Raw genomic sequence first — 12,339 nt, 5'->3', positions numbered from 1 at the left:
GCCCATGACCATCGCGCCCGAATCGCCCAACCAGCCCGAGGTGATCGCCCTGATCGCCGAGCTCGATGCCTACCAGGACACGCTCTATCCGCCGGAGAGCCGACACCTGCTCGACCTCGCGTCGTTGAAGCGATCCAACGTGCTGTTCTTCGTCGCGCGTGATGACACGCGGCGGGCCATCGGTTGCGGCGCGGTGGTGCTCGGCGCCGCGCAGGGCGAGATCAAGCGCATGTACGTCGCGCCCGACTACCGGGGCCGGGGCATCGCGCGGAAGTTGCTTCAGGGCGCTGGAGTCCGCAGCCATCGCCGCGGGCTGCAAGCTGCTCCAGCTCGAAACGGGTCCCTTCCAGCCCGAAGCCATCGCCCTCTACGCCGCGCTCGGCTACGAGCGGCGCGGTCCCTTCGGCAGCTACACCGACGACCCGCTCAGCGTCTTCATGCAGAAGACGCTCTACGCGTAGACGCACAAGCACGTTCCCATCGCTCGCGCTTGTACCGAGTTGCTGTTGTCGCGCCAGCGTCAGCACAGCATCTCGGTACAAGCGTGCGCGCACCTGCGTTCCTACGATGCCAGCTCACTCAACAACCAGGTGTGGAGACATGAAACGTCAGGACAAAGGTACGGGGATGAAGTGGTTCATGGCCCTCGCATTGAGCGCGGGGCTGGTGGCATGCGGCGGCGGTGGTGGCGGCGGCAGCGGATTCATCCCGCTGCCACCCGCGTCGGGCGGCAATGGCGGCGATCCGCCGCCCACGGCGGATGCGAACGCCTATGCCGATCCGATCCAGACCGCCTCGGGCAAGGTGTCGGGCAGCACGGTCGGCGAAGGCGACACGCAGGTGCACCAGTACAAGGGCATCCCCTACGGCGCGCCGCCGGTCGGCAACCTGCGCTGGAAGCCGCCGCAGCCGCCGGCCGCGTGGGACGGCGTGTATGCCGCCACCAGCTACAGCAAGATGGCGCCGCAGCCCTTCCCCGCCTCGCCCGTCTACGACGCCGTGCCCGAGTCCGGCATGGGCGAGGACGTGCTGCGCCTCAACATCACCACGCCCGCGAAGAAGAAGGGCGAGAAGCTGCCGGTGATGGTGCTGTTCCATGGCGGCGGCCTCACCACCGGCTCGGTGAACCGCGCGAGCGACAACCTGCCGAACCTGCCCAACCACGGCGTGGTGTCGGTCACGGTGCAGCACCGCATCGGCGCGCTGGGCTACATGGCGCATCCGGCGCTCACGGCCGAGTCGGCCCACAAGTCCTCGGGCAACTACGGCCAGCTCGACCTGATCGCGGCGCTCGAATGGGTGCAGGCGAACATCGAAGGCTTCGGCGGCGATCCCGGCAACGTCACCATCTGGGGCCGACTCGGGCGGCGGCATGAAGACCAACTGGCTCGTGGCCTCGCCGCTGGCCAAGGGGCTGTTCCATCGCGCCATCGCCGAAGCCGGCTGGACCACCGCCGGCACGCCGCTTGCGCAGACCGAGCAGTACGGCGTGAAGCTGATGGCCAAGGTGGGCGCGGCCGACATCGACGCGCTGCGCAAGAAGCCGTGGCAGGACATCGTCGCGGCCTCATTCGCGAGCGGCAGCGGCTACACCACGGCCTTCACGGTCGACGACTGGTCGCTGCCCGACACCATCGGCAACCTGATCCTCGACAACAAGCACAGCGACGTGCCCTTCATGGTGGGCAACGGCGGCGCCGAGATCACGGCGGCGAACCCACTGCGCGGCAACTTCCTCAAGCAGATGGTGAAGGTGCAGAAGTCGCCGATCTACACCTACATCTTCACGCACGTGCCGGTGAACTGGGCCAATGCGGGCGTGGCGGCCTACCACGGGCTCGAGGTGTCCTACCAGTACGGCTCGCTCGCCACGGTCGGGCGCATCTACGGCACCTCGCTGCTGCCCGCGAGCCCCGACATCCCGGCCGACCCGGGCGTGAGCGATCGTGACTACCGGCTCAGCGACGAGGTGATGAGCATGTGGACCCGCTTCGCCACCACGGGCGATCCCAACGTCGCCAAGGTCGGCGTGACCTGGCCGAAGTACGACGATGCCGACCAGTACCTCGACATCGGCATTCCCTCGATCGTGAAGACGGGCTTCTCGACCGTGACGACGAAGCAGATGCCGCGCTGAACGCGCCACCCTGAAGCAAGCCGCCGCGAGGTTCGCCCCGCGGCGGCTTTTTCTGTGGGCGGGATCAGGAGAAGAACTTCACCGACTCGCGGTCGCGCGAGTACGACGGGCTCTGCCCGTACCAGTGCCGGTAGAAGTGCGAGAGATGCGCCGAGTCGCTCAGGCCCGCCTCGTGCGCGATGTCGGTGAGCGAGCGGCCCGAGTACAGGAGCTTGCACACGCGCACCTGCTTGCGCCAGGCCTGGTAGGCACGAACGACAGCCCGAGCGAATTGGAGATCAGGTGCGACATGCGGTGCGGCGACAGCTCGAAGGCGCGCGCGAGTTCGACCAGCGTGGCCTCGGGCGCCTCGTCGAGGTAGCGCAGCACCTCGAGCACGCGCGTGTCGATGCGCTGCGCGCGCGGCAGCTGCTCCACCGCCGTCGTGACCAGGTCGTGGAAGATCTCCTCGGCCTGCGCGGGCTTGCGCGCGCCCTCGTGCATGCCGGCGAGGAAGCCGTCGAAGAGCCTGAAGGCCTTGCGCTCGAGCACGTGCGCACCCGGCGGCACGATGCTGCTGAAGGCACTGAAGAACGGCGACGAGGGCGGCAGGTTGATGCTCACCAGGCCCGCGGTCGACATGCTCAGCGTGCGCACCGTCTGCGGCGCCACCGCGATCGCACCGCCCACGAACTGACCGCGCGGCGTGCGCAGCGTGAGCGGCGTGCCGTCGACGGAGAACAGCAGCACCGCATGGGGTCTGGAGGTGGCGGGGAAGTCGTCCTTGCGCGAGGCGTAGACGTAGGAATTCGCACTGAAGAAATACAGGTGGTCGGTCATCGGAAGGGGCAACCTGTCGTTCGGAAGGCAACGCGTGTTTTTGCATCACCACCCGGCATCCGGCCAGCGTGCTAACCCTAGCGCCTGCATGCGTGCGCGCCGCCGTCCGACAGGCGGCCCGCGCGTGGCATTGCAACTTGAAGCCGTTCCAGGCATCCCCGAAAGGAAGCGACCATGAGAATCGAACAGGCCAGAAACGACGAGCGCGACAACAAGCGGGTGTTCCGCTGGGCCATTGGCGCGGTGATCGTGGTGATGCTGCTGGTGGCGGGCTACAACGTCATGTCGCATCGCCGCAATGACGCCGCGACTGCGGGCTCGCAAGGCATGACGCAGCCCGCGCCGAGTTCGCAAGCCGCGAGCCCGGGCGGCGGCGGCACGGCGGGCGTGGGCGGCGTGACCGGCAACGGTGGTGGCGGCGGCCAGAGCCAGACCGGCACCCAGTAAGCAGTTGCCGCGGCTACGACACCACCTGGTAGTACAGGTTCTGCGGATGCCGCGCCTGCGCGAAGAAGAACCAGCGCTCGGCCAGCAAGCCCGGCGCCTGCACCAGCACCGCGAGCAGCCAGGGGAGCGCGGCCGCGCTCGCGAGGCCCCAGGCCAGCAGCAGCGCGGGCAGCGCGAAGGCCAGCAGCAGGAAGCCCAGCTTGACCTGGCGCAGCGCGAGCTGCGAGGCGCCATGGAAGAACTCGCGCGTATTGAACGAGCCCGCCGACATGCCCATCGACTTCTGCACCAGCTTGTGCGTGCGGATGCCCGTGGCCGACTGCAGGGTGGAGCGTGGGCGCAGCCGCGCATTGCGGCGCAGGCTGAACGCACGCACGGCCCAGGCCACGAGCGTGAGGGCCAGCGCCCATGGGCCGAAGGCCTGCACGAAGCGCGCCTCGCCGGCCCACGCCGCGAGCGCGCAGGCCAGCACCAGGCCCGACGACAACCCGATCAGCATGAAGTTGGCGATGGTCAGCGGATGCGCCCACTCCTGGATGAAGCGCAGGCAGGCATAGATCATCGCGGTGCAGTACCACAGCGCGATGGCGCCCCCCAGCACCAGCACGGGCAGCAGCACCGACCAGGACGCTGCGACATCGAGCCGCAGCGCGAGCCACCACAGCGCGACCAGCGCGATGAAGGCCGGCAGCACGATCACCTCGCGCGACATCCACGAGGTGCGCCACATCAGCACCGCGCGCCATGCGCGCGTCTTGCGGCCCAGGTGCATGAACGAGGCCGCGAGGCCCGCGACCAGCAGCACTTCGGCCAGCGCCAGCGCGCTGCCGAGGAAGCCCGGCGACAGCCCGAGGCCGAACAGCACGGCCAGCGCGAGCGCGGCCACCAGGCCCTGCGCGGCGCCGGCCAGCGTGGTGAAGAAGAGGATCGAGAAGGCGGATGCATGCGCGCTACTCCGGCGTGCCCTGCGCGGGCGCGGCCATGTTGCGGCGCGGCAGGTAGCGGTTGGCGGGGTTGGTCTCCCACTCGGGCATCAGCGCATAGCCGCCGCGCTCGCGGATCGCGCGCGAGACCTCGGAGTCGGGATCCTTCACGTCGCCGAACAGGCGCGCGCCGGTGGGGCAGGCCTTCACGCAGGCGGGCTTGCGGTCTTCCTTGGGCAGCTGCTCGTCGTAGATGCGGTCGACGCACAGCGTGCACTTGGTCATGACCTGGCGTTCCTCGTCGAGCTCGCGCGCGCCGTAGGGACAGGCCCAGGCGCAGTACTTGCAGCCGATGCACTTGTCGTAGTCGACCAGCACGATGCCGTCTTCCTTGCGCTTGTAGCTCGCGCCGGTCGGACAGACCGGCACGCAGGGCGGGTCCTCGCAGTGCAGGCAGCTCTTGGGGAAGTGCACGGTGTCGGTGTTCGGGAACGAACCGGCCTCGTAGGTCTGCACGCGATTGAAGAAGGTGCCCGTGGGGTTGGCGCCATAGGGCTCGAAATCCGCGAGCGGGCCCGCGCTGCCCGAGGTGTTCCACTGCTTGCACGAGGTCACGCAGGCATGGCAGCCGACGCAGACGTTGAGGTCGATGACGAGGGCGAGTTGCTTGGCGAGGGTTTCGCCGGGCTCGGCGCGAGCGGTATGTCCCCCTCCCCCTCTGGGGGAGGGCCGGGGGTGGGGGCACGACAGCCGTCGCGGAGGCCATGCGCCCGATGGCATCGCCGCTGCCCCCCACCCCTGCCCTCCCCCAGAGGGGGAGGGAGAAAGGCACCGGCAGCTTCCGCCACGGGCTGGGGCTGCGATGCGCTCGCCAGCAAGTCCTTCAACCACTGCATCATTTCCGCCCCCTCCCCGCAAAGTACGTCAACACCTGCGCCGCCTTGCCCAGCACCCCGGGTGCGCTCGGCATGCTCGCGAACTGCGGATAGCTCTCCTCGGGTTCGCCGGGCTCGGCCGGCCGGATGCGCACGCGCACGTCGTACCAGCCGGCCTGCCCCGTGATCGGATCCGAATTGCTGATGCGCCCGCTGGCCGTGCCCGCGCACGGCAGCTCCTCGCTGATCAGGTGGTTGAGCAGGAAGCCCTTGCGCGCCTCGTCGGCGCCCGGCGCGAGCTGCCATGCACCGTCGGCCTTGCCGATGGCATTCCAGGTCCACACGGTGCCGGGCTCCACCGCCTCGCTGTAGCGCAGCATGCAGCGCACCTTGCCCCACTGGCTCTCGACCCAGCACCAGCCGCCGTCGGCAATGCCCGCGGCTTCGGCCGTTACCGGATTCACATGCAGGTAGTTGTGGCTGTGGATCTGCCGCAGCCACGCGTTCTGCGAATCCCACGAGTGGTACATCGCCATCGGCCGCTGCGTGAGCGCATTGAGCGGATAGGCCGCGGTGTCGGTCGCGGCCTCCTCGAGCGGCGCATACCAGAAGGGCAGCGGATCGAAGTAGGTGGCGATGCGCTCGCGCAGGCCCTCGGGCGGCTGGCGGCCCGCGCTCTTGCCCTGCGCGGCGAGGCGGAAGCTCTGCAGGGTGTCGGAATAGAGCGCGAGCTGCACCGGGTCGTTGCGCTGGCGCCAGCCCTTGTCCTTCGCGAAGTCGAGGTACTCGCGGTTCCAGTTGCGCATGTAGTGCATGGTCTCGGGCATGTGGTACTGGAACACGCAGTTGTTCTGCGCATAGGCCTCCCACTGCTTGGGATTGGGCTCGCCGCGCAGGTGCTCGGTGCCGTCCTTGCCGCGCCATCCCATCAGAAAGCCGATGCCCGGCTGCGGCTGGAAGTTGACGACGAAGTCGGGATAGTCGGCGTACTTGCGGCCACCCTCGGCCGTGGTGAAGGCCGGAAACTTGAGCCGCGAGGCCAGCTCGATCAGCACCTCCTGGAACGGCTTGCACTGCCCGGTGGGCGGCACCACCGGGATGCGCACCGAATCCACCGGCCCGTCGAACTCCGAGATCGGCCGGTCGAGCATGCTCATCGCGTCGTGGCGCTCGAGGTAGGTGGTGTCGGGCAGCACCAGGTCGGCGAAGGCCACGGTCTCGCTCTGGAAGGCATCGCACACCACCAGGAACGGGATCATGTACTCGCCCTGGTCGTCCTTGCGGTTGAGCATCTCGCGCACGGCCATCGTGTTCATGCTCGAGTTCCAGGCCATGTTGGCCATGAAGATCAGCAAGGTGTCGATGCGGTAGGGATCGCCCTTCACCGCATTGGTGATGACGTTGTGCATCAGCCCGTGGGCCGACAGCGGATGCTCCCACGAGAAGGCATGGTCGATGCGGATCGGCGAGCCGTCGGGGTTGATCGCGAGTTCGTCGGGACTGGCCGGAAAGCCCAGCGGCGCCGCATTGAGCGGCGTGTTGGGCTGGATCATGCCGGGGTCGTTGAAGGCCCGGTAGTTGGGCACGATGTGGCGCGGGTACGGCGCCTTGTGGCGAAAGCCGCCGGGCGCGTCGATGGTGCCGAGCACGCTCATCAGGATCGCGAGCGCGCGCACGGTCTGGAAGCCGTTCGAATGCGCCGCCAGCCCGCGCATCGCATGGAAGGCCACGGGCCGCGCCTGCGTCGTCTCGTGCCGCTTGCCCCAGGCATCGGTCCAGGCGATCGGCAGCTCGAAGGCCTGGCGCAGCGCGGTCTCGCCCATCTCGCGCGCCAGCTGTCGGATGCGCGCGGCATCGATGCCCGTGATGGCCTGCGCCCATTCGGGCGTGCAGCTCGCGACGCGCTCGCGCAGCAGCTGGAACGAGGGCGCGACGCGCGTGCCGTCGGCCAGCGTGTAGTGGCCCTCGAGCGCGGGATCGCAGCCGTCGGCGATGCCCTCGGGATACGCGGGCTTCACGGTGCCGCTGGCCTTGTCCCACACCAGCTTGTTGTGCGGATGGCGGCCGTCGCCCGGCGGGCCGCGCTCGGGGTCGAAGGCGAACAGGCCTTCGCGCTCGCAGTCATCGAGCACCACCAGCTGCGGCGCGTTGGTGAAGCGCTGGAGGAAGGCATGGTCGATCAGCTCGCTCGCGATCAGCTCGTGCAGCAGCGCCATCAGCAGCGCGCCGTCGGTGCCGGGCTTGATCGGGATCCATTCGTCGGCGATCGCCGAGTAGCCGGTGCGCACCGGGTTGATCGAGATGAAGCGCCCGCCATCGCGCTTGAACTTGCTGATGGCGATCTTCATCGGGTTGCTGTGGTGGTCCTCGGCGGTGCCGATCATCACGAACAGCTTGGCGCGCTCGAGGTCGGGGCCGCCGAATTCCCAGAAGCTGCCGCCGATGGTGTAGATCATGCCCGCGGCCATGTTGACCGAGCAGAAGCCGCCATGCGCCGCGTAGTTGGGCGTGCCGAACTGGCGCGCGAACAGGCCGGTGAGCGCCTGCATCTGGTCGCGGCCGGTGAACAGCGCGAACTTCTTCGGATCGGTGGCGCGGATCTTCGCGAGCCGCTCGGTCAGGATCTCGAAGGCGCGGTCCCAGCCGATCGGCTCGAACTCGCCGGCGCCGCGTTCGCTGCCGGGCTTGCGCAGCAGCGGCTGCGTGAGCCGCGCGGGCGACACCTGCTTCATGATCCCCGAGGAGCCCTTGGCGCAGATCACGCCCTTGTTGAGCGGGTGGTCGGGGTTGCCGTCGATGTAGCGCACCTCGGGCCCGTTCTCGCCCTCGCGCAGGTGCACGCGGATGCCGCAGCGGCAGGCGCACATGTAGCAGGTGGTGGTCTTGACCTCGGTCCGGTCGGTGGGCGTGGGCGCCGCCAGCGGATCGTGCACGGGCTCGCGGGACAGGAAACTGAACACTGGCGGTCCTTTGTTTTCAAGCGTGGCCGGCCGATGGTAGGCAGCATCGATCGAACGGAAAAGCGCAGAATATTGCTCACGATGACCGGAAAATCAGATCAGCAGAATTCGACCCGCCTGCGCCTCAACCTGCGCCAGCTCGAGGTCTTCGTGGCCACCGCGCGCGGCGGCAGCACGCGTGCCGCGGCCGACCGCATCGCGCGTTCGCAGTCGGCCGCCAGCAGCGCGCTGGCCGATCTCGAGGGCTCGGTCGGCGCCCTGCTGTTCGACCGCATCGGCCGCCGGCTGGTGCTCAACGAGAACGGCCGCGCGCTGCTGCCCAAGGCCCAGGCACTGCTCGACCAGGCCGCGGAGGTGCAGGCCCTGTTCAGCGGCGAGCATGCGGCGCCGCTGCGCGTGGCGGCCAGCTTCACCATCGGCGAATACCTGCTGCCCGAGCGCGTGTCGGCCTGGACCGCGCTGCATCCGCAGAGCCAGGTGCACCTGCACATCGCCAACACGCGCGACGTGATCGACGCGGTGGCGGGCTTCGACGTCGACGTCGGCTTCATCGAGGGGCCGCAGACCCATCCCGACCTGGTGGTGCGCGCCTGGCGCACCGACGAACTCGTGATCGTGGCCGCGCCCGGCCATGCGCTGGCCGACCGGGTCGCCACGCACCGGCAGCTGTCGCAGGCCACCTGGGGTGCTGCGCGAGCATGGCTCGGGCACGCGCCAGGTCACCGATGCCTGGCTGATCCAGAACCTCGAGCAGGTGCAGGTGGGTTTCGAGCTCGGCAGCACCGAGGCCATCAAGCGCGTGGTGGCCTCGGGCACGGGGCTGGCCTGCCTCTCGCGCTACACGGTGGCGCAGGCGCTGGAGGACGGGCACCTGATCGAGCTGCGCACGAAGCTGCCCGCGGGCACGCGGCGGCTCGCGACCGTGATGCACCGCGACAAGCTGCTGGGCCGCGCGACCGCGGACTTCCTGCGCCATTGCGGCGCGAGCGTGCCGCGCGGGGCGGTGGCGCCGCTGCCGGGTTAGGCGAGCACGCGCGCCGTGTGGCGCGCGATCACCGCTTCCTCGTCGGTGCGCAGTACCCATGCACTGACGCGACTGCTACCGGTCGAGATCCGCGCCTGCCCACCGCCATTGGCGGCGGCATCGAGCTCCACGCCCATCCACGCGCAGTCCTCGAGCACCCGCGCGCGCAACGCGGCACCGTTCTCGCCGATGCCGCCCGTGAACACGATCGCATCGACGCCGCGAAGCGCAGCCGCGAGGCCGCCCATGTGCTGCACCACCTGTTCGACGAAGTGATCGATGGCTTCGGCGGCCGCGGGTTCGTCCGATGCTTCCAGCGCGCGCATGTCGCTCGACACGCCCGAGAGCCCGAGCAGGCCCGATTCGCGGAACAGCAGCTTCTCGACCGCGTCGGCCGACATGCCGCGCGAGCGCATCAGGTAGAGCACCACGGCCGCATCGAGCCGGCCGCAGCGCGTGCCCATCGTGAGGCCGTCGAGCGGCGAGAAGCTCATGGTGGTGGCGACCGAGCGCCCCTGCGCGATGGCGCACATCGAGGCGCCGTTGCCCAGGTGCGCGACGATCACGCGGCCGTTCGCGACCTCGGGTGCCTGCCGCGAGAGCTGGTGCGCGATCGACTCGTACGAGAGCCCGTGGAAGCCATAGCGCCGCACGCCTGCGTCGTACAGTTCGCGCGGCAGCGCGAAGCGGCGATTGAGTTCGGGCTGCACCGCGTGGAAGGCGGTGTCGAAGCAGGCCACCTGCGGCACGCCGGCGAAGGCCTGCATCGCGGCGCGCACGCCCGCGAGGTTGTGCGGCTGGTGCAGCGGCGCGAGCGGCTCGAGCGCGGCCAGGTCCTCGAGCACGGCGTCGTCGATGCGCACCGGCGCCACGAAGTCCATGCCGCCATGCACGATGCGGTGGCCCACGCCCGCGATGCGGCCGGCGCCACCCTGTTGCGCATGCCAGTCGAGCAGCGCGGCCAGCGCGCCGCGGTGCGAGCGCGCATCGCCTTCGAGCTTCGCGTCGTGCAGCGTGCGGCCCTGCGCATCGCGGATGCGCAGCCGCGCATCGAGGCCCGCGCCCAGGCCATCGGCCTGGCCCGACCAGTGCGCGGCGGGCAAGGCCCCATCGGCGCCGGCCGCGTCGAACAGCGCGACCTTGATCGACGACGAGCCCGCGTTGAGCGTGAGCAGCTGGTCGGTCATGCGCGGCGCCGCCCGATCAGACGTAGTCCTTGTACTTGTCGAGGAAGCGCACGGGCTTCGCGAGCGCATCGCGGCGGAACGGATCGCCGAGTTCGCGCGTGCACATGATCTCGATCACGCAGGTCTTGCGCTGGTTCATCTGCAGGTCGATGGCCTTCTTGAGCGCCGGGCCCACGTCCTCGAGGCGGTCGACCACGATGCCCTCGGCGCCCATGGCCTTGGCGATGCCCGCGAAGCTCTCGCTCTCGAGCTCGCCAGCGACGAAGCGGCGGTTGTAGAAGTCGACCTGGTTCTTCTTCTCGGCGCCCCACTGGCGGTTGTGGAACACGACCGCGGTCACGGGAATGTCGTGCCGCACGGCGGTCATGATCTCGACCATGCTCATGCCCCAGGCGCCGTCGCCCGCATAGGCCACGGCCGGACGGTCGGGCGCGGCGCACTTGGCGCCGATCATGGTGGGCAGCGAGTAGCCGCAGTTGCCGAAGCTCATCGGCGCGAAGAAGGAGCGCGGCTCCTCGAAGCGCAGGTAGCTGTTCGACACCGCATTGATGTTGCCGATGTCGGTCGAGACCATCACGCGCGGCGGCATCGCCTTCTCGAGTTCGCGCAGCACCTGGCGCGGATGCAGGTAGGTGCCGCCGGTGGGCGTCTTCTCGCCCTTGGCTTCCTCGATCACGTCGAGGCTGAACTGGTCGCGCTCGTGGGTCCAGGCGTCGAGTTCCTTCTCCCAGGCTTCCTTCTCGGCCTTGATCTTCGCGGCGCGCTCGGCCTTGGTGGCGTCGCAGGCCAGGGTCTTGGCCGCGAGGCGCTCGAGCAGGGCCTTGGCCGTGGCCTTGGCATCGCCGTGGATGCCGACGGTGATCTTCTTCACCAGGCCCAGGTTGGTGTGGTCGGCCTCGACCTGGATGATCTTCGCGTCCTTGGGCCAGTAGTCCATGCCGTGCTGCGGCAGCGTGCCGAACGGGCCCATGCGCGAGCCGAGCGCGAGCACCACGTCGGCCTGCGCGATCAGCTTCATCGCGGCCTTGCTGCCCTGGTAGCCCAGCGGGCCGGCCCACAGCGGATGGCTCGCGGGGAAGGAGTCGTTGCGCAGGTAGCCGTTGGCCACCGGCGCGCCCAGGCGCTCGGCGAGCGCCTTGCACTCTTCGACGGCATCGCCCATGACCACACCGCCACCCGAGAGGATGACCGGGAATTTCGCGGTGGCCAGCAGCTCGACCGCGGCGTTGAGGCTGTTCTCGCCGCCGGCGCCGCGCTCCACGCGCATCGGCTTCGGGATCTCGGTCGTGATCTCGCCGTAGAAGTAGTCGCGCGGGATGTTGAGCTGGGTCGGGCCCATCTCGGAGATGGCGCGGTCGAAGCAGCGCGCGGTGTACTCGGCCATGCGCTTGGGGTTGTTCACATGGCCCTGGTACTTGGTGAACTCCTGGAACATCGGCAGCTGGTTGGCTTCCTGGAAGCCGCCCAGGCCCATGCCCATGGTGCCGGTCTCGGGCGTGATCATCACCACCGGGCTGTGCGCCCAGTAGGCGGCCGCGATGGCGGTCACGCAGTTGCTGATGCCGGGGCCGTTCTGGCCGATCACCACGCCGTGGCGGCCCGACACGCGGGCATAGCCGTCGGCCATGTGGGCCGCGCCCTGCTCGTGCACCACGGGCACGAGGCGGATGCCGGCGGGCGCGAAGATGTCCATCGCGTCCATGAAGGCCGAGCCCATGATGCCGAAGATGTCGGTCACGCCATTGGCGACCATGGTCTCGACGAAGGCCTCGGAGGGCGTCATCTTCTGCACGCCGGTGACGGCTTCGCGGGTGGGTTGCTTGCTCATGGGTCGGTGTCTCCTGCGGATGAAGGGCTGGACGGCGGACTGCAAAAAGACGGAACGGGAAGTTCCGTATTTCGGGGTTGGCGAATCGGGCGGACTATAGGACGGGCGCCGGGCGGCGTCAAACAAATTCCAAAAAACG

General features: G+C 69.2%; 10 protein-coding genes and 2 pseudogenes. 5 read left to right on the top strand and 7 right to left on the bottom strand.

Features of this window, described 5'->3' with window-relative positions:
• Nucleotides 1-4: 4 nt before the first annotated feature.
• The 3 genes and pseudogenes from ACHMXE_RS19830 to ACHMXE_RS19820 all read left to right on the top strand — a co-directional run bounded on the left by ACHMXE_RS19830 (nucleotide 5) and on the right by ACHMXE_RS19820 (nucleotide 2,137).
• Nucleotides 5-604, top strand: a complete 600-nt coding sequence (locus tag ACHMXE_RS19830; RefSeq protein WP_395350918.1) for a GNAT family N-acetyltransferase — start codon at nucleotides 5-7, stop codon at nucleotides 602-604.
• Nucleotides 568-1,299 (top strand): annotated as a pseudogene (locus tag ACHMXE_RS19825) (carboxylesterase family protein); the annotation flags it as partial. The gene ACHMXE_RS19830 and the pseudogene ACHMXE_RS19825, both read left to right, overlap by 37 nt.
• Before the next feature lie 73 nt (nucleotides 1,300-1,372).
• Nucleotides 1,373-2,137, top strand: coding sequence for a carboxylesterase family protein (locus ACHMXE_RS19820; protein ID WP_395350916.1), 765 nt, complete (start codon nucleotides 1,373-1,375; stop codon nucleotides 2,135-2,137).
• A 64-nt stretch (nucleotides 2,138-2,201) separates the two neighbouring features.
• On the opposite strand, the gene ACHMXE_RS19815 is transcribed toward ACHMXE_RS19820, so the two are convergent.
• Nucleotides 2,202-2,357, bottom strand: coding sequence for a helix-turn-helix domain-containing protein (locus ACHMXE_RS19815; protein WP_395350914.1), 156 nt, complete (start codon nucleotides 2,355-2,357; stop codon nucleotides 2,202-2,204).
• Nucleotides 2,297-2,956: a hypothetical protein gene (locus ACHMXE_RS19810; protein WP_395350912.1), complete on the bottom strand. Its 660-nt coding sequence runs from the start codon at nucleotides 2,954-2,956 to the stop codon at nucleotides 2,297-2,299. The genes ACHMXE_RS19815 and ACHMXE_RS19810 overlap by 61 nt, the downstream gene beginning before the upstream one ends.
• Before the next feature lie 174 nt (nucleotides 2,957-3,130).
• Here ACHMXE_RS19810 and ACHMXE_RS19805 point away from each other — a divergent pair, with 174 nt between their 5' ends.
• Nucleotides 3,131-3,403 (top strand): hypothetical protein, encoded by a 273-nt coding sequence (locus ACHMXE_RS19805; protein ID WP_395350911.1) that lies wholly within the window; start codon nucleotides 3,131-3,133, stop codon nucleotides 3,401-3,403.
• Nucleotides 3,404-3,416: 13 nt separating this feature from the next.
• Here ACHMXE_RS19805 and ACHMXE_RS19800 read toward each other — a convergent pair whose 3' ends face one another.
• The 3 genes from ACHMXE_RS19800 to ACHMXE_RS19790 all read right to left on the bottom strand — a co-directional run bounded on the left by ACHMXE_RS19800 (nucleotide 3,417) and on the right by ACHMXE_RS19790 (nucleotide 8,161).
• The gene (locus tag ACHMXE_RS19800; RefSeq protein WP_395352722.1) at nucleotides 3,417-4,331 is read right to left on the bottom strand and encodes a dimethyl sulfoxide reductase anchor subunit family protein; all 915 of its coding nucleotides are present in this window, start codon (nucleotides 4,329-4,331) and stop codon (nucleotides 3,417-3,419) included.
• Nucleotides 4,332-4,353: 22 nt separating this feature from the next.
• Nucleotides 4,354-5,106, bottom strand: a complete 753-nt coding sequence (locus ACHMXE_RS19795) for a 4Fe-4S dicluster domain-containing protein (protein WP_395350909.1) — start codon at nucleotides 5,104-5,106, stop codon at nucleotides 4,354-4,356.
• A gap of 115 nt (nucleotides 5,107-5,221) precedes the next feature.
• Nucleotides 5,222-8,161, bottom strand: a complete 2,940-nt coding sequence (locus tag ACHMXE_RS19790) for a molybdopterin-dependent oxidoreductase (RefSeq protein ID WP_395350907.1) — start codon at nucleotides 8,159-8,161, stop codon at nucleotides 5,222-5,224.
• Between the two features lie 81 nt (nucleotides 8,162-8,242).
• Between ACHMXE_RS19790 and ACHMXE_RS19785 the strand changes: the two are divergent.
• Nucleotides 8,243-9,185: pseudogene (locus ACHMXE_RS19785) on the top strand (LysR family transcriptional regulator).
• On the opposite strand, the gene ACHMXE_RS19780 reads toward ACHMXE_RS19785, so the two are convergent.
• Both ACHMXE_RS19780 and xsc read right to left on the bottom strand, forming a co-directional pair.
• Nucleotides 9,182-10,372, bottom strand: coding sequence for an acetate/propionate family kinase (locus tag ACHMXE_RS19780; protein ID WP_395350905.1), 1,191 nt, complete (start codon nucleotides 10,370-10,372; stop codon nucleotides 9,182-9,184). The pseudogene ACHMXE_RS19785 and the gene ACHMXE_RS19780 overlap by 4 nt on opposite strands.
• 16 nt (nucleotides 10,373-10,388) lie before the next feature.
• Nucleotides 10,389-12,200 (bottom strand): sulfoacetaldehyde acetyltransferase, encoded by a 1,812-nt coding sequence (xsc, locus tag ACHMXE_RS19775; protein ID WP_203202240.1) that lies wholly within the window; start codon nucleotides 12,198-12,200, stop codon nucleotides 10,389-10,391.
• Nucleotides 12,201-12,339 lie beyond the last annotated feature (139 nt).

Origin of the sequence: Variovorax sp. UC122_21, assembly GCF_044056785.1 — a bacterium.
Classification (GTDB): domain Bacteria; phylum Pseudomonadota; class Gammaproteobacteria; order Burkholderiales; family Burkholderiaceae_C; genus Variovorax.
The sequence above is the reverse complement of the archived record's forward strand: the minus strand, read 5'-3'. Positions and strand labels throughout refer to the sequence as shown.